This window comes from Streptomyces sp. NPDC042102 (genome assembly GCF_055582305.1).
Genome location: NZ_JBVJDL010000013.1, coordinates 16,078 through 36,565, shown reverse-complemented (window position 1 = coordinate 36,565; position 20,488 = coordinate 16,078). Strand labels below are relative to the sequence as shown.

General features: G+C 71.8%; 20 protein-coding genes and 1 riboswitch. Of the genes, 10 read left to right on the top strand and 10 right to left on the bottom strand.

The features are described 5' to 3' along the window. Positions 1-75 precede the first annotated feature (75 nt). Positions 76-1,113, top strand: coding sequence for a CBM35 domain-containing protein (locus tag ACZ6KO_RS31085; RefSeq protein WP_469307319.1), 1,038 nt, complete (start codon positions 76-78; stop codon positions 1,111-1,113). Between the two features lie 12 nt (positions 1,114-1,125). Here the strand turns inward: ACZ6KO_RS31085 and ACZ6KO_RS31080 are convergent, their stop codons facing one another. The 3 genes from ACZ6KO_RS31080 to ACZ6KO_RS31070 all read right to left on the bottom strand — a co-directional run bounded on the left by ACZ6KO_RS31080 (position 1,126) and on the right by ACZ6KO_RS31070 (position 4,228). Further along, positions 1,126-2,043, bottom strand: a complete 918-nt coding sequence (locus ACZ6KO_RS31080; protein ID WP_469307318.1) for a 1-phosphofructokinase family hexose kinase — start codon at positions 2,041-2,043, stop codon at positions 1,126-1,128. Positions 2,044-2,135: 92 nt separating this feature from the next. Next, positions 2,136-3,296 (bottom strand): N-acetylglucosamine-6-phosphate deacetylase, encoded by a 1,161-nt coding sequence (gene nagA, locus ACZ6KO_RS31075; RefSeq protein ID WP_469307317.1) that lies wholly within the window; start codon positions 3,294-3,296, stop codon positions 2,136-2,138. Next, a complete protein-coding gene (locus tag ACZ6KO_RS31070; RefSeq protein ID WP_469307404.1) occupies positions 3,296-4,228 on the bottom strand; it encodes an ROK family protein in 933 nt (310 codons plus the stop codon). The genes nagA and ACZ6KO_RS31070 overlap by 1 nt, the downstream gene beginning before the upstream one ends. 274 nt (positions 4,229-4,502) lie before the next feature. Between ACZ6KO_RS31070 and ACZ6KO_RS31065 the strand changes: the two genes are divergently transcribed. From ACZ6KO_RS31065 to otsB, 3 genes are all read left to right on the top strand, one after another. Next, a complete protein-coding gene (locus ACZ6KO_RS31065; RefSeq protein ID WP_469307403.1) occupies positions 4,503-5,735 on the top strand; it encodes an extracellular solute-binding protein in 1,233 nt (410 codons plus the stop codon). Positions 5,736-5,868: 133 nt separating this feature from the next. Further along, positions 5,869-6,105 carry a DUF3263 domain-containing protein gene (locus ACZ6KO_RS31060; RefSeq protein ID WP_401453768.1) on the top strand — a complete coding sequence of 79 codons (237 nt, stop codon included), beginning with the start codon at positions 5,869-5,871 and terminating at the stop codon, positions 6,103-6,105. 124 nt (positions 6,106-6,229) lie between these two features. Further along, positions 6,230-7,111 (top strand): trehalose-phosphatase, encoded by an 882-nt coding sequence (gene otsB, locus ACZ6KO_RS31055; RefSeq protein WP_469307316.1) that lies wholly within the window; start codon positions 6,230-6,232, stop codon positions 7,109-7,111. 43 nt (positions 7,112-7,154) lie between these two features. On the opposite strand, the gene ACZ6KO_RS31050 is transcribed toward otsB, so the two are convergent. After that, positions 7,155-8,621, bottom strand: coding sequence for an alpha,alpha-trehalose-phosphate synthase (UDP-forming) (locus tag ACZ6KO_RS31050; protein WP_469307315.1), 1,467 nt, complete (start codon positions 8,619-8,621; stop codon positions 7,155-7,157). A gap of 157 nt (positions 8,622-8,778) precedes the next feature. After that, positions 8,779-9,804 carry a glucosyl-3-phosphoglycerate synthase gene (locus ACZ6KO_RS31045; RefSeq protein WP_469307402.1) on the bottom strand — a complete coding sequence of 342 codons (1,026 nt, stop codon included), beginning with the start codon at positions 9,802-9,804 and terminating at the stop codon, positions 8,779-8,781. A gap of 164 nt (positions 9,805-9,968) precedes the next feature. Beyond that, a riboswitch (SAM riboswitch) is annotated at positions 9,969-10,124 on the top strand. Between ACZ6KO_RS31045 and thrC the strand changes: the two genes are divergently transcribed. The 4 genes from thrC to groL all read left to right on the top strand — a co-directional run bounded on the left by thrC (position 10,118) and on the right by groL (position 14,280). After that, positions 10,118-11,422, top strand: a complete 1,305-nt coding sequence (gene thrC / locus ACZ6KO_RS31040) for a threonine synthase (RefSeq protein ID WP_469307314.1) — start codon at positions 10,118-10,120, stop codon at positions 11,420-11,422. (Overlaps the previous riboswitch by 7 nt.) Before the next feature lie 45 nt (positions 11,423-11,467). Beyond that, on the top strand, positions 11,468-11,746 hold the full coding sequence (locus ACZ6KO_RS31035; protein WP_361595909.1) for a MoaD/ThiS family protein: 279 nt from the start codon (positions 11,468-11,470) through the stop codon (positions 11,744-11,746). A 383-nt stretch (positions 11,747-12,129) separates the two neighbouring features. After that, a complete protein-coding gene (locus ACZ6KO_RS31030) occupies positions 12,130-12,336 on the top strand; it encodes a cold-shock protein (protein WP_189949539.1) in 207 nt (68 codons plus the stop codon). Positions 12,337-12,657: 321 nt separating this feature from the next. Continuing rightward, entirely contained in the window at positions 12,658-14,280 is a 1,623-nt protein-coding gene (gene groL / locus ACZ6KO_RS31025) for a chaperonin GroEL (protein ID WP_469307313.1), read from the top strand. 84 nt (positions 14,281-14,364) lie between these two features. On the opposite strand, the gene ACZ6KO_RS31020 is transcribed toward groL, so the two are convergent. Continuing rightward, complete coding sequence (locus ACZ6KO_RS31020; RefSeq protein WP_469307401.1) at positions 14,365-14,937, bottom strand: Uma2 family endonuclease; 573 nt, start codon at positions 14,935-14,937, stop codon at positions 14,365-14,367. Positions 14,938-15,074: 137 nt separating this feature from the next. On the opposite strand from ACZ6KO_RS31020, the gene ACZ6KO_RS31015 reads away from it, so the two are divergent. Together ACZ6KO_RS31015 and ACZ6KO_RS31010 are read left to right on the top strand one after the other, a co-directional pair. Further along, positions 15,075-15,677: a phosphoribosylanthranilate isomerase gene (locus tag ACZ6KO_RS31015; RefSeq protein ID WP_469307312.1), complete on the top strand. Its 603-nt coding sequence runs from the start codon at positions 15,075-15,077 to the stop codon at positions 15,675-15,677. 71 nt (positions 15,678-15,748) lie between these two features. Continuing rightward, a protein-coding gene (locus tag ACZ6KO_RS31010) for an IS630 family transposase (protein WP_469307311.1) occupies positions 15,749-16,827 on the top strand; the annotation gives its coding sequence in 2 pieces (ribosomal slippage) (positions 15,749-16,250 and positions 16,250-16,827; 1,080 coding nt in all). 47 nt (positions 16,828-16,874) lie between these two features. Here ACZ6KO_RS31010 and ACZ6KO_RS31005 read toward each other — a convergent pair. The 4 genes from ACZ6KO_RS31005 to ACZ6KO_RS30990 all read right to left on the bottom strand — a co-directional run bounded on the left by ACZ6KO_RS31005 (position 16,875) and on the right by ACZ6KO_RS30990 (position 20,474). Then, positions 16,875-17,324, bottom strand: a complete 450-nt coding sequence (locus ACZ6KO_RS31005) for a DUF4328 domain-containing protein (protein WP_469307310.1) — start codon at positions 17,322-17,324, stop codon at positions 16,875-16,877. Between the two features lie 217 nt (positions 17,325-17,541). Then, on the bottom strand, positions 17,542-18,120 hold the full coding sequence (locus tag ACZ6KO_RS31000; RefSeq protein WP_469307309.1) for a Uma2 family endonuclease: 579 nt from the start codon (positions 18,118-18,120) through the stop codon (positions 17,542-17,544). A 197-nt stretch (positions 18,121-18,317) separates the two neighbouring features. Continuing rightward, positions 18,318-18,815 carry a hypothetical protein gene (locus tag ACZ6KO_RS30995; protein ID WP_469307308.1) on the bottom strand — a complete coding sequence of 166 codons (498 nt, stop codon included), beginning with the start codon at positions 18,813-18,815 and terminating at the stop codon, positions 18,318-18,320. Between the two features lie 69 nt (positions 18,816-18,884). Further along, positions 18,885-20,474 carry a PTS transporter subunit EIIC gene (locus ACZ6KO_RS30990; RefSeq protein ID WP_469307307.1) on the bottom strand — a complete coding sequence of 530 codons (1,590 nt, stop codon included), beginning with the start codon at positions 20,472-20,474 and terminating at the stop codon, positions 18,885-18,887. Positions 20,475-20,488: the final 14 nt, after the last annotated feature.

The following is a 20,488-nucleotide window of genomic DNA, read 5'->3' as shown; positions in this document are numbered from 1 at the left end:
GCTGGACGGTCGGCGGATCGCCTGGAGTGCGCCTGTTCGAGGTAGGCTCCCGGGGGTCGAAAGGAGTGACCTGCGATGACGACGCCCGCGAACAACGGCCCGAACGGTGGGGCGAACCAGCCCGAGGACGACGACCCGTTCGGCTACCTCTACGCGGACGGCCAGGCCAGCGGTGCCGCCCCGCCCCCGCCGGGCGGTGGTTACGGCTACCCCGGCCCGACGGTCGGCGGTCACCCCGGCACCCAGCCCGGCGTTCCCCGTACGTCCTACAACCAGGTGCACACGGTCGGCGAGCGGCGCAACGCCGGTCAGCGCGGCCAGGTCCCGCAGCAGCAGGCCCCGGCGTACCAGGCGCAGTACCAGGCCCCCGAGACGCTCCAGGCGGGCGGCTACGGCGTGCCCGCGCAGGGCCAGCCCCCGCTCCCGCCGCAGCACCCGACCCAGACGATGGCCACGCACGGCGGCGGCGGCGGTGGTGGTGGCAACGGCTCCAGCCGCAAGGGCCTGCTGATCGCGGCGGTCGCCGTGGTCGCCGCGGTCGCGGTCGGCATCGGCGCCGCGCTGACCTTCGGCGACGACGACAAGGACAAGGGCAAGGGCCAGGCCGACAAGCAGACGGGCGGCCAGACCCAGAACCCGGCCCCGCAGAGCTCCGCCCCGGAGCCGAAGAACTCCCCCTCGCAGGAGGCCCCGCTGCCGAAGGCCGACGCGGCCAGCACCGGCTTCTCCCTCGCCGGCGGCGCGCAGGTGCAGACGGCGATCCCGGGCGCCAAGGGCCAGGGCGGTCAGTACGTGGGCGGCCTCAACGCTGCCGGTGCGTCGGTGACATGGACGCTGGACCTGCCCAAGGGCGGCGAGTACAAGCTGAAGATGACGTACGGCGTGCCCGGCAAGGACGCCAACATGACGCTGACCACCAACGGCACGGCGTCGACCCGGCCCATCAACATGAAGAACTTCTCCCTCGCCAAGCCCGGCGAGTGGGACAAGGGCTGGACCAACACGTACTCGATCGTGCAGCTCAAGGCGGGCACGAACACCATCAAGATCAGCTGCGAGGCGGGCAACTCCTGCGAGGTCAACCTCGACCAGCTCTGGCTGGAGCGCGGCTGAGCCGCACGCCGGCTAAGGCGCCGTCACCTTCACCGACCCCCGTACCTCTTCGTAGGTGCGGGGGTCGAACTCTCCCGCCCCCGGGGCGTGCACCGTCGCCGCCGACAGGGCGACCGCGCGCGCCAGCCGCTCCGGCCAGTCCAGGCCCTCGGTCAGTGCCGACAGCAGGCCCGCGACCACGGAGTCACCGGCTCCGGTGGGGTTGCCGGTCAGCGCACGCGGCGGGGCGGCCTGCCAGGTGCCCTGGGCGGTGGCCGCGAGCAGTCCGTCCGCGCCGAGCGAGGTGATCACGGCGTGGGCGCCGCGGCGGCGGGCGTCGCGGGTGGCGGGCAGCGGGTCGCGGGAGCCGGTCAGTTCGGCGAGTTCGACGGCGTTCGGCTTGATCATCTCGGGGCGGGCCGCGACCCCGCGGCGCAGTGGTTCACCGCTGGTGTCCAGCAGCACCGGCACGCCGGCCGCGCGGGCCGCCCGGACCAGGACGGCGTAGGCGCCCACCGGGACGCCCGGCGGCAGGCTGCCGCACAGGGCCACCGCACGAGCCGGGCGCAGCAGTTCCTCGTACCGGTCGAGGAAGGCGGCCCACTCGGCCGCCGTGATGTGCGGGCCCGCCTCGTTGAACTGGGTGGTGTCCCCGGCGCTTTCGTCCACCACGGCCAGCGTGCGCCGCGTGGTGCCCGCGCACGGCAGCAGGGCGTCCACCACCCCGGGCGCGCCGGCCAGCAGGCCGCGCAGGACCTCGCCCACCGGGCCGCCCGCGAAGCCCGTGGCGGTGACGTCGCAGCCGAGCGCGCCCAGCACCCGGGCCACGTTGACGCCCTTGCCGCCCGCGCGTTCGGTGACCTCGGAGACCCGGTGCGAGGCGTGCGGACGCATCCGCGGTACGCGGTACGTGACATCGAGCGCGGTGTTGAGCGTGACGGTCAGGATCATGGCACCCCCCGGGTTTCTCGGTGCCGGGATCATGCCAAACACACGGCGGCGGGCCCAGTCCCCGGTCCGGCCGCCGTGCCCCGTCCACCCCCTCAGCGCAGCCCGGGAAGGGGACTGACGATCCATTCGCCGCGCCGCATGACGCCCTTGAGGTCGAAGTCGGCGTCCAGGACCACCAGGTCGGCGTACTTGCCGGGCTCCAGCGAGCCGACCTCGTCGTACAGTCCGATGAGCTTGGCGGGATTGGCGGAAATCGCCTGCACCACCGACTCCACCGGCAGCTTGTCGATCGTCACCGACCGCTTGAACGCGGTGTCCTGGGTGAGCGTCGACCCGGCGATCGAGCCGCCCTCGACCAGGCGCGCCACGCCCTCCTTGACCTCGACCTCCAGCGGACCGAGGTGGTAGACGCCGTCGCCGAAGCCCGCCGCGTCCATCGCGTCGGTGATCAGCGCGACCCGGCCGGCGCCCGCGTGGTGGAAGGCCAGCTCCAGCATCGCCGGGTGCAGGTGGGTGCCGTCGTTGATCAGCTCGACGGTGACCCGCTCGTCCTCCAGCAGCGCGGCGATCGGGCCGGGCGCGCGGTGCTCCATGCGGGGCATCGCGTTGTAGAGGTGGGTGGCCACGGTCGCGCCCGCGTCGATGGCGCGCCGGGTCTGCTCGTACGTCGAGTCGGTGTGCCCGATCGCCGCGATGACGCCGTGCTCGGCCAGCAGCCGTACGGAGTCCAGGCCGCCCGGCAGTTCGGTGGCGAGCGTGAACATCCGGGCCGCGCCGTGGGCGGCGTCGACGAGCTTGCGGACCTCGGCCGGGTCGGGGTCGCGCAGCAGGTCCTCCTTGTGCGCGCCCTTGCGGCAGGCGTTGATGAAGGGGCCCTCGAAGTGGATGCCCGCGATCTCGCCCTGCTGCGTCAGCTCGGCCAGCAGCCCGGCCCGCCGGGCCAGTTCGTCCAGTTCGCCGGTGACGGTGGAGGCGAGCAGGGTGGTGGTGCCGTGCTCGCGGTGGGTGCGTACCCCCCGCAGGACCTCCTCGGCCGTGCCGGAGGTGAAGGACGCGCCGCCGCCGCCGTGGTTGTGCATGTCGACGAAGCCGGGGACGATCCAGTGCCCGGACAGGTCCACCAGGACGGCCCCCTCGGGGGCGCTGCCCGCGATGCGGGAGCCCTCGACGATGACGCGCCCGCCGTTGACCGTCCCGGTGGGCAGCACCACCTTGGCGCCGGAGAGAACGGTGCTGTGTGCGCTTGGGGACATCAGGCAGGTACCTCCGTGGCGAGTAGGTCCCAGGCGAGCAGCCCTGCGCCCAGGCATCCGGCGGTGTCCCCGAGGGCGGCCGGAACGATGTCGGGCAGCCGCTGGAACGTCACGCGCTCCTTGACGGCCGTCCGCAGTGGTGTGAACAAGGTTTCCCCCGCCTCGGCGAGGCCGCCACCGATGATCAGCGTGCGCGGGTCCAGCAGGGTGAGGGCGGTGACCAGGCCGTCGGCGAGGGCGCCGACGGCCGTCTCCCAGACCTCCCGGGCCCGCTCGTCGCCGGACCGCACGGCTGCGGCGCAGTCGGCCGCGTCGGCGTCCGGATCGCCGCAGACGGCCGCCCAGGCGCGCGAGACGGCGGCGGCGGACGCCAGGGTCTCCAGGCAGCCGCGCTGCCCGCAGCCGCAGCCGGGGCCGCCGGGGCGGACCACGATGTGCCCGATCTCGCCCGCGTAGCCGTGCGCGCCGGCCTCGATGCGCCCGTCGATGCCGATGGCTCCGGCGATGCCGGTGCCCAGCGGGACGAAGAGGAACCGGTCGGCGCCGCGGCCGGCGCCGATGCGCCCTTCGGCCAGCCCGCCCGTGCGCACGTCGTGGCCGAGGGCCACCGGGATGCCGCCCAGGCGGCTGCTGAGCAGGGCGCGCAGCGGTACGTCGCGCCAACCGAGGTTCGCCGCGTAGACGGCGATCCCGTGCTCGGAGTCGACGATGCCGGGGACGGCGACGCCGGCGGCCGCGGCGGGCAGGCCGAAGCGCTCGGCGCCCAGGGCGCGCAGGTCGGCGGCGAAGCCGAGGATCGACTCGACGACGGCGTCGGGGCCCCGGTCGCGGCCGGTCGCGCGGCGCGCCTGGTGCAGCAGGCCGCCGTCCTCGGCGACGAGGGCGGCCTTCATCCCGGTGCCGCCCACATCGAGGGCGATGACGTGTTTCACGGGTTTCACAGGGGACAGTCTCGCGTGCTCGGCGGGGAAAGGTCTAGTCCATTGGGGGGCTTTGTTGAGTGGCCATACAAAATCCGGGCGGTGCCCGGCCTCCGGTTGTGGGCGGGCCGCCAAAGTGGTGTAGACCTTATGTGCATCGTACGTACAAATCAGGGGTGGACAGAGAGCTGTGAAGGCCGGAAGCCGTAGTCGAAGCCGTCGGAACCACGGGAACCGCCGGAACCGGAGCCTGGCCGCGACGGGCGCCGTGCTGTCGCTGTCCGTGATGCTGTCGGGCTGCGGCAGCCTGGGCCTCTCCGGGGACAACGAGGTGACCCTGCGGGTCGTGGCGGCCGACTACGGCGACAATCCCGCGAACTCGTCCGCGAAGTACTGGAAGGACCTCGCCACCGCCTTCGAGCAGGACCACAAAGGCGTCAAGGTCGAGGTCAGCGTCTACTCCTGGTCGGAGGTGGACGCCAAGGTCGCGGACATGGTCAAGGCCGGCAAGGCGCCCGACGTCGCGCAGATCGGCGCGTACGCCCAGTACGCGGCCGACGGGAAGCTCTACACCACCGACGAGCTGCTCTCCGTACAGACCGAGGCCGACTTCCTGGGGCCGCTCGCCGACGCGGGCAAGGTCAAGCGGGTGCAGTACGGCATGCCGTTCGTGGCCAGCACGCGGCTGCTGTTCTACAACGAGAAGCTGTTCGCCGACGCCGGCATCACGGCGGGCGGGCGCGCCTGGCAGCCCCGGACGTGGGCGGACCTGGAGGCGGCCGCGAAGAAGCTGAAGGCCGCGAACGTCCCGACCCCCTTCGCGCTGCCGCTGGGCCGCGAGGAGGCGCAGGCCGAGACCATGATGTGGCTGCTCGCGGGCGGCGGTGGCTACACCGACGGCGAGGAGTCGTACGCGATCGACTCCCCCGAGAACGTCAAGACCCTCGAGTTCCTGCGCGACAAGCTGGTCGGACAGGGTCTGACCGGCCCGGTCGAGCCGGCCCGCCTCGACCGCCAGGCCGCGTTCGACGCCTTCGCCAAGGGCGAGGTCGGGATGCTCAACGGGCACCCGACGCTGATGAAGCAGGCCGCGGCCAAGGGGATCAGGTTCGGCATGGTCGAGCTGCCGACGGTCGACGGCGCCGACAAGCCGGCGATGGGCGTCGCCGACTGGATGATGGCGTTCAAGGGCGCGCACCGGAAGGAGTCCGGCAAGTTCCTGGACTTCGTGTACGAGGCGAAGAACCAGACCGCGTTCACCAGCGCGTACGACCTGCTGCCGGTCACGAGCAGCGGCTTCCGCGCGGTGAACGCCAGCACCGGCGGCGGCAGCGCCCCGCTGAAGACCTTCCTCCAGGCCCTGCCGGGCTCGCGGCTCTACCCGGCGGGCAAGAACTCCTGGCCGGGCGTGAGCGAGAGCATCAAGCAGAACATCGGCAAGACGGTCGCCCCGGGCGGCCAGCCGTCCCGCACGCTGGGCGAGATCGCCACATCGGCCCGCGCGAACGACGCCAACTGAGTCCTCCGGGGCCCGGGGCGGACCCGGGGCCCGGCCGTCGGGCCTTCCGGCCCCGGGGGCCCGGAGGCCGGGCCGCCGGTACGGCTGTCCGGGGGCACGGAGGGCTGTCGGAGCCCGGCGTTAATGTGGCCGTATGACGGACGACGCGCAGCTGACGGCGACCGAGGCCGCCGTGCTCGCGTACGAGGCGCGCACCTGGCCGGGTCCCGGTGCCAAGGAACGGGCGATACGCGAGGGACTGGGGCTGACCCCGGTCCGCTACTACCAGCTGCTCAACGCGCTGATGGACGACCCGCGCGCCCTGGCGCACGCCCCCGGCACGGTGAACCGTCTGCGCCGTATCCGCGAGGCCCAGCGGGCCCGCCGGTAGCGGCGCACTCGCCGGGCCCCGTCCCGGCCTCTCGCCGGGCCGGCTGCCGGCGTTGCCAGGGTGGTCCCGGTCCTTCTGGTCAAGGGCTGGGCGGGTGACGGGCGGCGCCGGTAGGGTCGTAGCCATGGGGAGCAGCCATCCGCACGACCTGCCCAACCATCTGCCGGTGCCCGCCACCGCCGCGGGACGCGAGGGACTCCAGGCCCTCTTCCGCGCACCACGCCGTTCCGTGGTGGCGCTCGACTTCGACGGCACCCTCGCCGACATCGTCCCCGACCCCGACCAGGCCCGCGCCCACCCCGACGCCGTCCCCGCCCTGTCCGCGCTCGCGCCGCGGGTGGCGTCCGTCGCCGTGGTCACCGGCCGGCCGGCGGGGGTCGCCGTCCGCTACGGCGGCTTCGCGGGCGTGCCGGGCCTGGAACACCTGGTGGTCCTCGGCCACTACGGGGCCGAGCGGTGGGACGCGGTCAGCGGCATCGTCCACACCCCCGCCGAACACCCGGGCGTCGCCGCCGTGCGCGCCGAACTGCCCGGGTTCCTGGATTCCATCGGTGCGTGGCAGGGCACCTGGATCGAGGAGAAGGGCCGGGCGCTGGCCGTCCACACGCGCCGCGCCGAGGACCCGGCGGCCGCCTTCGAGGCACTGCGGGAGCCGCTGGCCGAACTGGCGCAGGCCCACGGGCTCATCGTGGAGCCCGGCCGGGCCGTCCTCGAACTGCGCCCGCCGGGCATGGACAAGGGCGTCGCGCTCACCGAGTACCTGGACGAGACCGGCGCCGGGGCCGTCCTGTACGCGGGCGACGACCTCGGCGACCTCGCCGCCTACGCGGCGGTCGAGAAGCGCCGTACGGACGGCCTGCCCGGCCTGCTGGTGTGCAGCGGCTCCGCGGAGGTCCCCGAACTGGCCGCCCGCGCCGACCTGGTGCTGTCGGGCCCGGGCGAGGTGGCGTCGTTCCTCGCCGCCCTCGCCGAGGAACTGCGCACCCGCGACGGCGACCCGGTCTAGGCGACGGGGCCAGGGCCGGACAGAGCCTAGGGCCGGACAGGTACTAGCCCCGCCGTGGGCCGCTCTCGCGGACGTCCGCCAGCTGGGCCCGGAACCACGCGGCCGGGGGGAGGGACGTCGCCTTCTCCGCCAGCCGGTGGGTGCGGGCCGTGCGTTCCTCCGCCGGCATCGACAGGGCGTCGTGCAGGGCGTCCGCCGTTTCCGAGATGTCGTACGGGTTCACCGTCAACGCGTCGGCGCGCAGCTCCTCGTAGGCCCCCGCGCCCCGCGACAGCACCAGCGCGCAGCCCGCGTCCGAGACCACGGGGATCTCCTTGGCCACCAGGTTCATGCCGTCGGCCACCGGGTTGATCAGGGCCACGTCCGCCAGCCGGTACGCCGCCAGCGAGCGCGCGAAGTCGTCCTTGACGTAGAGGTGCACCGGACGCCAGTCCTCCGTGGCGAACTCGGCGTTGATCTCCTCCGCCAGCTCGCTCACCCGCGCCGTGTAGTCGCGGTAGACCTTCAGGTCCTGCCGCGAGGGGTACGCGAAGACGAAGTGGACGACCTGCCCCCGCCACTGCGGGTAGACCTCCAGCAGCTCCCGGAACGCGAGCAGCCCGCGCACCACGTTCTTCGACAGCTCCGTGCGGTCCACGCGCACGATCGTGCGGCAGCCGCCCGCCTCCGCCCGCAGGGCCGCCAGGTGCTCGTCGACCTCCGGCCGGCCGGCCAGCGCCCGCAGGTCCTCGCCGTCCACACCCAGCGGGTACGCCACCACGTCCGCCCGCTTGTGGCGCGGCGCCGAGCGCCGCACCTGCGTGACGTACCGCTCCTGCGGGCCGGCCGAGAAGTGCGGATCGGCGATCCCGGTGGCGTCCTCCAGGTGGCACGCGGCCAGGAACCGGTTCGCCCATCCCCAGGTGTGGAAACCGACGACGTCCGCGCCGAGCATGCCCCACAGCAGTTCGGCGCGGATCTCGTCGGGCAGGACGTCCAGCTGGTCGGCCGAGGCCCACGGGGTGTGCGAGAAGTGGCCGATCCGCAGGTCGGGGCGCAGGGTGCGGAGCTGGTTGGGGACCAGGGCCAGGTGGTAGTCCTGCACGAGCACGGTCGCGCCCTCGGCCGCCTCCTCGGCCAGCGCCTCGGCGAAGGCCCGGTTGTAGGCGACGTAGGAGTCCCACCGGTGCCGGAAGGCGGTGTCGAAGACCGGCTCGCGCGGAATGTCGAACAGGCCGTGGTGGGTGAACCACAGCACCGAGTTCGCGATGCCGTTGTACGCGTCGTCGTAGACGGCGGGATCGATGTCCAGCATCCGGACGCCTGGTTCGGAAACGCCCCGGCGGACCGCCTCGCGGTCGGCGTCGGAGAGGGCCGCGCAGATCCACAGCGCCTCCGGCTGCTCCGCGAGGGCGGCGGAGAGGCCGGAGACGAGACCGCCGCCGCCGCGCCGGGCGTCGAGGGTGCCGTCGGGGGCGAGGGCGTACGTGAGCGGGCCGCGGTTGGCGGCGACGAGTACCTGGGAAGCCATGCGGCCAACCTAGCCGGGGCCGCTCCCGCTCAAACGTCCGCTCCGCCGCCCGCGCCGCGGCGAGACCAACGCCACTCCCGGCCGGGCCGGCCGGGCGCTGCCGGCCGCGGGGCCACGCGGGCCACGGGTGCCACGGAGCCCGCGACGGCGGCCGCGCTCACGCCACGCGGTGCGGCGCGTACTCCTCGATGTCGAGCATCGGCGGCCGCTCCTGCGTGTCCACCGGGTACGTGTGCGGTACGAAGCCCTCCGGTCCGCGCTCGAACTGCGTCAGCTCCGGCCGTACGGCGGGGTACCCCCGGCGCGGGCCGGGGGAGTGCCCGGGCGGGAGCCGCAGCTGCGCCGTGCGGTAGATCGCGGCCGCCATCCGGCCCAGCGCCAGACCGTCCTGGTGCCGGTGCAGCCGTACGCCCACGTCCACCTGGGCCAGGGCGTCCAGGCCCACCGTGTGCAGGGCGTCGACCAGCAGGCCCAGCTCCACGCCGTAGCCGACCGGGAACGGCAGCCGCTCCAGCAGGGAGCGGCGCACGGCGTACTCGCCGCCCAGCGGCTGGACGAAGCCGGCCAGCCGCGGCCAGTGCAGGTTCAGCAGCGGGCGCGCGACCAGCTCGGTCACCCGGCCGCCCTGCTCCCCCCGGCCGGGGGCCGTGCCGGGAGCCGTGCCGGGGGCGCGCCCGCCGGGTTCCGTGCCGAGCGGGCGGTCGTACATCGCCTTGACGAACTGCACGTCCGGCTCGGTCAGCAGCGGGCCCACGATCCCCGACACGAACACCGACGAGAAGTCGCGCAGGTCGGCGTCGACGAAGCAGACGATGTCGCCGCTCGTCACCAGCAGCGAGCGCCACAGCACCTCGCCCTTGCCCGGCACCGCCGGGATCCGCGGCAGTATCGCGTCGCGGTGCACCACCCGGGCGCCGGCCGCGGCGGCCACCTTCGCGGTGCCGTCGCTCGAGCCCGAGTCGACCACGACCAGCTCGTCCACCAGAGGGAAGGGCAGTGCCTCGATCAGGTCCCGCCGGATCGTCTCCACGATCGCCCCGACCGTGGCCTCCTCGTCCAGCGCGGGCAGCACCACGCTGACCGTCGTCCCGGCTGCCCGTTTCGCGGAAACCAGCTGGTCGAGCGGTCGGTCGGCGGCGGCCCAGGAGCGATCGGCCAGCCAGCGCTCCACCTCTTCCAGCACCTTCAGCACTCCCCGGTGTGATCCATCTCGCGGATCGGACGGCTGTCTCAACGGCCCGACCCTTCAGTTACAGTCTTGAACAACGCGAAGGACCCTCGCACGTCGGGGGCCCTCGCGCATAAACGCCCGGACCCGCGCATGGAGCGCGATGCCCGGTGCCATACCGCTCATCCAGAGGGGCAGAGGGAAACGGCCCGTTGAAGCCCCGGCAACCCTCCAGTCGGTTCTCGCGACTGCGTACGCAACACGCAGCGAGGTCCCCGGCTAGGGAAGGTGCCAAATCCGTCTCGTGGCGAAGTGCGTCACGAGGAAGATGAGGAGAAAGGGCCTCGCCGTCATGGCTGCACAGACTGCCGGAACCACCACCACCGTCGACCTCGGTCCCGCGACCGCGCTCTCCTGTCGCGAATGCGGTACCCGCTTCGAGCTCGGCCCCATCTTCGCCTGCGCCGAATGCTTCGGCCCGCTGGAAGTGGCCTACGAGCTCCCGGCCGGAGACCCCGGGGCGCTGCGCGCCGCGATCGAGGCCGGCCCCAACAACATCTGGCGGTACGCGCCGCTGCTGCCCGTCCCCGCCGACGTGGCCTCCAAGCCGAGCCTGAACCCCGGCTTCACCAAGCTCGTCGACGCCGAGAACCTGGCCAAGGAGCTCGGCGTCACCGGCAAGCTCTACGTCAAGGACGACTCCGGCAACCCGACGCACTCCTTCAAGGACCGCGTCGTGGCCATCGCCGTCGAGGCCGCCCGCGCCTTCGGCTTCACGACCCTGTCCTGCTCCTCCACCGGCAACCTGGCCGGCGCCGTCGGCGCCGCCGCCGCCCGCGCCGGTTTCCGCTCCTGCGTGTTCATCCCGCACGACCTGGAGCAGGGCAAGGTCGTCATGGCCGGGGTCTACGGAGGTGACCTGGTCGGCATCGAGGGCAACTACGACGACGTCAACCGCTTCTGCTCCGAGCTCATCGGCGACCCGCTGGGCGAGGGCTGGGGCTTCGTCAACGTCAACCTGCGGCCGTACTACGGCGAGGGCTCCAAGACCCTCGCGTACGAGATCTGCGAGCAGCTCGGCTGGCGGCTGCCCGACCAGATCGTCGTCCCGATCGCGTCCGGCTCGCAGCTGACGAAGATCGACAAGGGGCTGCAGGAGCTCATCAAGCTGGGCCTGGTCGAGGACAAGCGGTACAAGATCTTCGGCGCCCAGGCCGAGGGCTGCTCCCCGGTGTCCACCGCCTTCAAGGCCGGCCAGGACGTGGTCCGCCCGCAGAAGCCGAACACCATCGCCAAGTCGCTGGCCATCGGCAACCCGGCCGACGGCCCCTACGTCCTGGACATCGCGCGCCGCACCGGCGGCTTCGTCGAGGACGTCACCGACGAGCAGGTGGTCGAGGCCATCAAGATCCTCGCGCGGGCCGAGGGCATCTTCGCGGAGACCGCCGGCGGAGTGACCGTGGGCGTGACGAAGAAGCTCATCGAGAACGGCGTCCTGGACCCGTCGTTGACCACCGTGATCCTGAACACCGGTGACGGCCTCAAGACCCTGGAGGCGGTCGCCGCCGACAGCGGCCAGACCGCCACCATCCGCCCGAGCCTGGACGCGTTCCGCGCCGCCGGCCTGGCCTGATCCCCCTCTCCTCTCTCTCCTGCACCACGGAAAGGCGGTAGCGCCATGAGCGTCAACGTCCGTATCCCCACCATCCTGCGCACGTACACCGGCGGTCAGGCCGAGGTCCCCGCCGAGGGCGCGACCCTGGCCGAGGTCATCGAGTCCCTGGAGAAGAACCACCCGGGCATCGCCGCGCGCGTCCTGGACGACCAGGGCAAACTGCGCCGGTTCGTGAACGTCTACGTCAACGACGACGACGTGCGCTTCGAGGGCGGTCTGCAGACGGTGACGCCGGACGGCGCGGGTGTTTCGATCATCCCCGCCGTGGCCGGGGGCTGCTGACACGCGCACGCATATGAATTGCCCCTTCCGCAAAAGCGGAGGGGGCAATTCTGCTTGCTTGGGCGCGGTAGAGTTGGGGAAGTCCCACGCCCTGTTCTTGCCCGCCGCATATGGCGGCGCCGCGGCATGGTCGACATTGGGTCAATGTGCGCGTGCGGTATGGGGCTTTGGCGCGATATGCCGGGTCCGAGTTGCCCTGGAATATGCCAACTTTTCACTGGATTTCAGCGTATCCGCGTGTCCAGAATTCTCGTCGGAATGACCTGTTGCAGACAGCACTGGTGCAGATACATTCAGCCGCGGTCGAGGCGTTCCGGCGCAAGTTCTGACCCGGGACCGCGAAGTGCGGTCCTGCGCAAGGGCCAGTAATAGGGGAGTTAGGCATGGCTCAGGGCACCGTCAAGTGGTTCAACGCGGAGAAGGGCTACGGCTTCATCGCGGTCGACGGTGGTGCGGATGTGTTCGTCCACTACAGCGCGATCCAGATGGACGGGTACCGCACCCTTGAAGAGGGTCAGCGGGTCGAGTTCGAGATCTCGCAGGGCCAGAAGGGTCCGCAGGCGGACATGGTCAAGCTCGCCATCGGCTAGTCCCGGCGCGATCGACCACCACCGGCAACGTACGAGGGGCCCGCATCCCGGAGGGGGGTGCGGGCCCTTCGCGTGCCCGGACCCCGTCCGCGGGCGCCGCCGTCAGGACCGTGTCCGTTTCCCGGGAGCCGCTTGCACTCGAGGGGGGCGAGTGCTAATCATTGGCGTTAGCACTCTCCGGGTGAGAGTGATAAAGACGAGGACCGGGTCGGTGAGGCCCGCAGGCCCGGTGGGAAGGAACCGCCGGGGCAGGCAGGCCGTCCGTCGCGGGCGCCACACGGTCCGAAGGCAATCCACCCCAGTCCGGGAGGACCACTTCACATGGCCAAGATCATCGCGTTCGACGAGGAGGCCCGGCGCGGTCTCGAGCGCGGCATGAACCAGCTCGCCGACGCCGTCAAGGTCACCCTTGGCCCCAAGGGCCGCAACGTCGTCCTTGAGAAGAAGTGGGGCGCCCCCACGATCACCAACGATGGTGTGTCCATCGCCAAGGAGATCGAGCTGGAGGACCCGTACGAGAAGATCGGCGCCGAGCTGGTCAAGGAAGTCGCCAAGAAGACGGACGACGTCGCCGGTGACGGTACGACCACCGCGACCGTCCTGGCCCAGGCGCTCGTCCGCGAGGGCCTGCGCAACGTGGCCGCCGGCGCCAACCCGATGGCTCTGAAGCGCGGCATCGAGAAGGCCGTCGAGGCCGTCTCCGGCGCCCTGCTGGAGCAGGCGAAGGATGTCGAGACCAAGGAGCAGATCGCTTCCACGGCCTCCATCTCCGCCGCCGACACCCAGATCGGCGAGCTCATCGCCGAGGCCATGGACAAGGTCGGCAAGGAAGGCGTCATCACGGTCGAGGAGTCGCAGACCTTCGGCCTGGAGCTCGAGCTCACCGAGGGCATGCGCTTCGACAAGGGCTACATCTCGGCGTACTTCGCCACCGACATGGAGCGCATGGAGTCGTCCCTCGACGACCCGTACATCCTGATCGTCAACTCCAAGATCGGCTCGGTCAAGGACCTGCTGCCGCTCCTGGAGAAGGTCATGCAGTCCGGCAAGCCGCTGCTGATCATCGCCGAGGACGTCGAGGGCGAGGCCCTGTCGACCCTGGTCGTCAACAAGATCCGCGGCACCTTCAAGTCCGTCGCCGTCAAGGCCCCGGGCTTCGGCGACCGCCGCAAGGCCATGCTGGGCGACATCGCCATCCTCACCGGTGGCACGGTCATCTCCGAGGAGGTCGGCCTCAAGCTCGAGAACGCGGGCCTGGACCTGCTCGGCCGCGCCCGCAAGGTCGTCATCACCAAGGACGAGACCACGATCGTCGACGGTGCCGGTGACAGCGACCAGGTTCAGGGTCGCGTCAACCAGATCCGCGCCGAGATCGAGAACTCCGACTCGGACTACGACCGCGAGAAGCTCCAGGAGCGCCTGGCGAAGCTCGCCGGTGGCGTCGCCGTCATCAAGGCCGGTGCCGCGACCGAGGTCGAGCTCAAGGAGCGCAAGCACCGCATCGAGGACGCCGTGCGCAACGCGAAGGCGGCCGTCGAGGAGGGCATCGTCGCCGGTGGTGGCGTGGCCCTGCTCCAGGCCTCCGCGGTCTTCGAGAAGCTGGAGCTCTCGGGTGACGAGGCGACCGGCGCCAACGCCGTGAAGCTCGCCCTGGAGGCCCCGCTCAAGCAGATCGCCGTCAACGGTGGTCTCGAGGGTGGCGTCGTCGTGGAGAAGGTCCGCAACCTGACCGTGGGCTGGGGCCTGAACGCCGCGACCGGCGAGTACGTCGACATGATCGCCGAGGGCATCATCGACCCGGCGAAGGTCACGCGCTCCGCGCTGCAGAACGCCGCGTCGATCGCCGCGCTCTTCCTCACCACCGAGGCCGTCATCGCCGACAAGCCGGAGAAGGCCGCGGCCGGTGCTCCGGGCGGCATGCCGGGCGGTGACATGGACTTCTGATTGGCCTCGCGCTGATCGGCTGTTCTACGACCGAGGGCGGCACTCCCCATACGGGGGGTGCCGCCCTCGGGCGTTCGCCGGCCCTTAGAAGCCAGAGGTGTCGAGCGAGAAGTCGAAAGGCTCGGGGATCTGCAGGGGCTTGCCGAAGGACACCGTGGTCCGGGAGCGGTAGCCCTGCGGGGAAGGGTCCCAGAAGCAGGTGATCTCCGATTCCTGCATGTCGATGACCAGGTAGACGGGCACGAGCGCGCCGTACACGTCCAGCTTCTCGTTCCAGTCGGCGTCCCGGGTGGAGACGGAGGTGAACTCACCGACCAGCGAGAGCGACGCTGCGTCCGCGTGCAGCCCGTCCTCGTCGAAAGCCGCTTCATCCGCGACGTACAGGTCCGGCCCGTAGCCGCGTTCTGCCGCCGCGAACCGGAACAGGAAGGGAGACGTGTCGGCGAACTGTCCCTCGGGGACGTGTGCCTGGAGCTGCTCACGCACATGGCGCATGCGCTTGGAGTAGCGCAGCTTCGAGAACGGCGACACGATGATCTTCCCCCGGATGAGCTCGGCCTTGAAGCCGTGTGGTGTGTTCATCTCCGCGACGGTGTGCAGGAGCGTCTCGAACGTCGGCGGTGCCGCCTGCTCTATCGGTGTGGGGCGTTCGACCATGATCGTCACCGTTGTCCTCCGCGTGGCGTGCTGTGCGTGAACTCGTGCTCACTCCAGGCTAGCCGCGCAGGGGCGGCCGTGCCCGGGTGCCGAGACGGGCCGCCCCTCGATCGGGTTGGTTTGGTTGACTGGACGGCATGGGTGATCTCTTCGTCAAGATCTGCGGGCTCCGGACCGACGCCGACGTCGACGCCGCCGTCGCGGCCGGGGCCGACGCCGTCGGGTTCGTCTTCGCGCCCGGCAGTCCGCGTACGGTCGACGCCGTCACCGGGCGGCGGCTGGCCGCGCGGGTGCCGGCGCACGTGCTGACCGTCGGGGTGTTCCGCGGGCAGCCGGTCGACGAGGTGCGGCGGTTCGCCGAGGAGAGCGGCGTACGGGGCGTGCAGCTGCACGGGGACGAGGGCCCGGAGTACTACCAGGCGTTGCGCGCCGAGGGCCGGACCCTGCTGCGGGCCACCGCCGAACACGTCCGGCGCTGCGGCGAGTACGGCGAGGACCTGCTGCTGCTCGACGCCCCCGACCCCGGCTCCGGCAAGCCGTGGAACTGGGGCTCCGCCGACTTCACCGCCCCCGAGGGCCACTGGCTGCTCGCCGGCGGGCTGACCCCGGTCAACGTCCGCGAGGCCGTCGCCGTGACCGGCGCGTGGGGTGTGGACGTGTCCAGCGGGGTGGAGAGCGCGCGCGGGGTGAAGTCCCCGGATCTGATCCGCGCGTTCGTCGAGGCCGCCCGCGGTTACTGACTTCAGCTCGTCAGGGTGATTCGTCGCGAAGTGGCTGAGGGGCTTGGCTCAGTGGCTGTATCCCGTGGTGTGTGAGATATGCGGATGGGGGCGGGCTGACCGTTGTGGGACGTCAGCGCCGTGAGACCGTGCGGATGCAGGCGGCTGAGCTGTTCGAGCAGAAGATCAAGCCGGTGGAGGTCGCGCGCCAACTGCGGGTGAGCCGGAAATCGGCCTACCAGTGGCACCAGCTGTGGCGGGACGGCGGAGTCGCGGCTCTGACCTCGCGTGGCCCGAGTGGATCGAGATGCCGGCTGTCGCCGTACTGCCTGGAGAAGCTGGCGGGGTTTCTGGAGCAGGGTCCGGCTGCGCACGGCTGGGTGGAGAACCAGGTGTGGACCGCATCGAGGGTGGCCACGCTGATCGGCAGGAAGTTCCACGTCTCCTACAGCGTCTCCGGTGCCACTCGATTGATGCACCGGCTCGGCTTCAGCCCACAGGTTCCCGCACGGCGGGTCGCCGAGCGTGATGAGCAGGCCGTGAGCGTGTGGAAGGAGGCGACCTGGGCGGAGGTAAAAGGGCCCGGGCGGCCTGCGGGGGCTACGTCTGCTTCGAGGACGAAGCCGGCTTCACCCGACGGCCGCCCCGGGGACGCACCTGGGGCCGGCGCGGCGTCACCCCGGTCGTGACAGTGAGCGGACGCCGCTCGGGACGACTGTCGGTAGCCGGGCTGATAGCGATGCGGCCCGGCTCCCGCACCCGGCTATGCCACCGCTTGCGGACCCATCCCGCGGGCAAGGGCAAGCGCCGCAGCATGGGCGAGCGGGACTTCATTGCGCTGGTCGACGGCATCCATCAGTTGGTCAGGGCGCCGATCGTGCTGGTTTGGGACCGGCTGAATACCCACGTCTCCCGCAGGATGCGGGACCTCGTCGCCGAGCGGGCGTGGCTGACGGTGTTCCTGCTGCCCGCCTACTCGCCCGATCTGAACCCGGTCGAGGGCGTGTGGGCGCACATCAAGCGCAGCCTGGCCAACCTCGCCGTCATGGCCCTCGACCGCTTGGAAGTCCTCGTCCGCAACCGGCTCAAACGCCTCCAGTACCGGCCCGACACCCTCGACGGCTTCATAGCTGGCACCGGCCTGACCTTCGACGACCCAGCGTCACCCTGACGAGCTGAAGTCAGTAGCGGCCTGGAGGGGGCGTCCGGGCCGCCCCGTCAGGCCCGCGCGTACGGGCCCTCGGTCGCCATGGTGTTCTGCATCGCCGTCAGCCTGCGGACGAAGAGGATGGCGAGCACGCCGGCGACCATGGTGACGAGGTCGGCGGCGATGCCGAGCCGTCCCGCCGGGAGCAGCTCGTCCACGGTGTCGGCCGACATGTAGATCCGGCTGAAGACACGCCCCAGGATCGCCCCCAGGACCCAGAGCGCCCACCAGGACATCAGCAGGGCGACGGGCGCCGTGCGGTCGGAGCCGTCGGGGCCGCGCCGGGTGCTGGCCCGCCAGGTCTGCAGGGCGATCCGGCAGGGCAGGACCAGGTTCGCCACGGGGACGAACCAGGCGCCGATGTCCCAGCCGCGGCCCAGGGTGAAGGCGTCGGGGCGGAAGATGCCGCCGTTGGTCCGTACGCGGTGGAACCAGATGATGAAGACGACGACCGTGGGCACTACGGGGCCGGGTACGGGGCCGGGCCGGGCTGCGGGAACGGCTGCGCGGGCGGCGGTGGGCCGGGCGGGCTGAAGGACATGACGGTGGACCCCCACGGGAACGGATGACATGCGGACGGCCGCCGCCGGGCGGGCGGGGGCCCGCAGAAGATATGCCGGTCCCGATCCCGGAGTCCATACGGTTTCCGCTGGTCAGGGCGTCAGGGCGTCAGGGCGGCTAGGAGGCGAAGTCCTTCAGGGCCTCGGTGTTCAGGGTGATCCCGACGGGGGCGGGGATCTTGACGGTCTCGCCGTACCCGAAAGCGGGGTCCATCGTGTACCTGCCCTCCTCCGGCTCGCTGTACACGGTCACCGTGCACCGCTCCCGGTCGATGAGCAGGTAGACGGGAATGGCCGCGGCGGCGTATCCGTCGCGCTTCTCGGTCCGGTCACGCCGGTCGGTGTCGGAGTCGTGCGAGGTCACCTCCATGACCATGAGGACCTTCGTCGTGTCGGCCCACTCGCCTGTCCCCGCGAACGTACCGATCGGGGCGAGCGTGCCGTCGGGCCGTGCGCGGCCCGCGCGGTACCGCTCGACCTTCAAGCCCCGCTCCGTGTAGAGGTTCAGTTCCGGCCGCTGCTGCATGCATTGCCGCACCACCCACATGGTGATCTCGTTGTGGTCGCCGTCCGGCACGGGTTTGACCTCTAGCTTTCCCTGGATGAATTCAAGGGTCACCGTCTCGGGCGTCGTCCGGGCGATCTGCTCGAACTCCTCGACCGTCATCTGCGGGTGTTCGGCGAAGCTGGGGGTCATGGTGGCGCCTCCTCGACACCATGGTGCCGTGTGTGCCCACCTTCGGATCGACTGAATGGCATATGCCTCACCGTGTGGGTCCGGTAGCGGGCTGTTAACCCGATCGTGTGGCCCGGCCGTTCGGGTGGTCAAAGGCTGGTGACGCCCCCCGGGCGGCGGCCCCGAAGGTGAGGTGGCCGTCGTCGGGGCGCTTGGAGTCAGAGTTTGAAGAGGACGCCGCGCCAGGTCCAGCCGGCGGCGAGGACGGCGTCGCGCAGCGGCAGCCGCATGTCCGAGGAGCGCCAGCAGGACGTCTCGACCAGGCGGCGGCGGCCGTCGGGGCCGCGTTCGACCGTCCACTCCTTGGAGACCGTACGGACGGGGCCCCGGGTCCACTTGGCCGCCACGGCCGGTCCGGAGCCGCCGCTGCCGCGCCGCGTGACCTCCCGCTGGAGTTCGAGGGCGCGGACCTCGCGGCGGTCCGGGACCAGGCGCAGCCGTATCTGGTAGATGCGGTTCACCGAGGTCCCGGGCCCGGATTCGCGGACCCTCCACTCCGCCAGGACGTCGGCTCCGACGAGGGCGCCCTCCCGCACGGTGAAGGGTCCCTCGGGCGGGTCGAGGGCGAGGAGCGCGGCCCGGAGCTCCTGGGTGGGGCGCGGTACGACGCCGCTCGCGGGGTGCTTCGTACCCGTCAGCATGTTCATGAGGCCCATCGGGTCAATCTACGTCCTCGGACGCGCGCACCGCCGAGTCTCGCCCACCGCCGCCCGACGGGCCAGTGGTCAGCGGACCGGCGTCGTCGCAGCGGCCGGAGCCTCGCCCTGTGCGCCGGCCGCGGCCGGGGTGGTGCCGGTGTCCGGGCCGGGGTCGAGGTCGAGGTCGGCGAGCATCCGGCGGGTGAAGCCGAAGAAGTACGTGGCGAGGAAGCCGGTGACGTAGCCGACGCCGAGGCCCGCGGCGTACACGGCGAGCGTCGCGCCCATGCCCGACGAGCCGTCCAGGAGCGGGAACAGGGCCCAGCCGGAAGGGCCGATGGCGGTGGAGCCGACGGCCACGCCGAGCTGGTGGAGCAGGCCCACGAAGGCGCCGCCGGCCGCGCCGCCGATGCAGGCGGTGACGAAGGGGCGGCCGAGGGGGAGCGAGACGCCGTAGATGAGGGGTTCGCCGACGCCCAGGAACCCGGCGGGGAGCGCGGACTTGACGGTGGCGCGGATCGAGGGGTTGCGGGGGAGGCGCAGGTACACGGCGACCGCCGCGCCGACCTGGCCGGCGCCGGCCATGGCGAGGATGGGGAGCAGGACGGTGTGGCCCTGCTGCTCGATGAGGGTGGTGTGGATGGGGATCAGGGCCTGGTGCAGGCCCAGCATCACCAGGGGGAGGAAGAGACCGCCGAGGACGAGGCCGGCGAGGGCGCCGCCGGAGCCGAGGAGCCAGCCCGCGAACGTACCGATGGCGCGGGAGACCTCGCCGGCCGCGTACATCAGGCCGTAGAGGGTGATCAGGCCGGTGACCAGGACGGTCAGGGTCGGGGTGAGGAGCACGTCGAGGGCCTCGGGGACGCGGCGGCGGCACCACTTCTCGACGTGGACGGCGAGGAGGGCCGCGGCGAGGGCGCCGAGGACGCCGCCCTGGCCGGGGGAGAGGGGCTGGCCGAAGACGGTGATCCTGGCGACGCCCGGGAAGACGATGACCGCGGCGACCGCACCGCCGAGGACGGGCGTGCCGCCGAACTCCTTGGCGGTGTTGTGGCCGACGAAGACGGCGATGAGGGAGAGGAAGCCGGAGGCGATGGCGGTCAGGGCGGGGACGAGGGAGGGGAGCTGCCCGAGGTTGGTGAGCAGGCCGCTGAGGCCGGCGATGATGCCGCAGCCGATGAGGGCGGGGATGAGCGGGACGAAGATGTTGGCGATGCGGCGCAGGGCGAGCTTGAGCGGGGTGGCGTTGCGGGCCTTCTGAGCGGACCTCAGGGCGGCGCCGCGGGCGGCGAGTTCGGCGGCGGTGACGCCGGGTCCGTGCGCGGGTGCGGTGCTCCGGCCCGCCTCGACGAGGGCCTCGAACTCCGGGGTGACGCGGGCGACGGCGCCGGGGCCGAGGACGATCTGGTACGTGTCGTCGTCGACGACACCGAGGACCGCGGGGAGGGCGCGCAGGGCCTCGTCCTGGACGAGGGAACGGTCGCGCAGGCCGAGGCGCAGCCGGGTCATGCAGTGCGCGACGGAGGTGACGTTGTCCGGGCCGCCGACGAGGGGGAGCAGCGCGGCGGCGGTGGCGCGGTGCTTGTCGCTGATCTTGTCGATGGTCCGGTCGCTGACCTGGTCGCTGTTGTGGTCGTTGCTTTGGTCGCCGGTCTGGTCGCTGTCGTCAGGAGCCATGGTGGTCGTGCCCT

Excerpts from the sequence above, each read along its gene's own strand:
- ACZ6KO_RS31000 (WP_469307309.1), bottom strand. The coding sequence starts at position 18,120 with ATGACCCCCAGCTTCGCCGAACACCCGCAGATGACGGTCGAGGAGTTC.
- ACZ6KO_RS31065 (WP_469307403.1), top strand. The coding sequence starts at position 4,503 with ATGCTGTCGGGCTGCGGCAGCCTGGGCCTCTCCGGGGACAACGAGGTG.
- ACZ6KO_RS31035 (WP_361595909.1), top strand. The coding sequence starts at position 11,468 with ATGAGCGTCAACGTCCGTATCCCCACCATCCTGCGCACGTACACCGGC.
- ACZ6KO_RS31085 (WP_469307319.1), top strand. The coding sequence starts at position 76 with ATGACGACGCCCGCGAACAACGGCCCGAACGGTGGGGCGAACCAGCCC.
- otsB (WP_469307316.1), top strand. The coding sequence starts at position 6,230 with ATGGGGAGCAGCCATCCGCACGACCTGCCCAACCATCTGCCGGTGCCC.
- ACZ6KO_RS31015 (WP_469307312.1), top strand. The coding sequence starts at position 15,075 with ATGGGTGATCTCTTCGTCAAGATCTGCGGGCTCCGGACCGACGCCGAC.
- ACZ6KO_RS30995 (WP_469307308.1), bottom strand. The coding sequence starts at position 18,815 with ATGGGCCTCATGAACATGCTGACGGGTACGAAGCACCCCGCGAGCGGC.
- groL (WP_469307313.1), top strand. The coding sequence starts at position 12,658 with ATGGCCAAGATCATCGCGTTCGACGAGGAGGCCCGGCGCGGTCTCGAG.
- nagA (WP_469307317.1), bottom strand. The coding sequence starts at position 3,296 with ATGTCCCCAAGCGCACACAGCACCGTTCTCTCCGGCGCCAAGGTGGTG.
- ACZ6KO_RS31050 (WP_469307315.1), bottom strand. The coding sequence starts at position 8,621 with ATGGCTTCCCAGGTACTCGTCGCCGCCAACCGCGGCCCGCTCACGTAC.
- thrC (WP_469307314.1), top strand. The coding sequence starts at position 10,118 with ATGAGGAGAAAGGGCCTCGCCGTCATGGCTGCACAGACTGCCGGAACC.
- ACZ6KO_RS30990 (WP_469307307.1), bottom strand. The coding sequence starts at position 20,474 with ATGGCTCCTGACGACAGCGACCAGACCGGCGACCAAAGCAACGACCAC.
- ACZ6KO_RS31060 (WP_401453768.1), top strand. The coding sequence starts at position 5,869 with ATGACGGACGACGCGCAGCTGACGGCGACCGAGGCCGCCGTGCTCGCG.
- ACZ6KO_RS31030 (WP_189949539.1), top strand. The coding sequence starts at position 12,130 with ATGGCTCAGGGCACCGTCAAGTGGTTCAACGCGGAGAAGGGCTACGGC.
- ACZ6KO_RS31080 (WP_469307318.1), bottom strand. The coding sequence starts at position 2,043 with ATGATCCTGACCGTCACGCTCAACACCGCGCTCGATGTCACGTACCGC.
- ACZ6KO_RS31020 (WP_469307401.1), bottom strand. The coding sequence starts at position 14,937 with ATGGTCGAACGCCCCACACCGATAGAGCAGGCGGCACCGCCGACGTTC.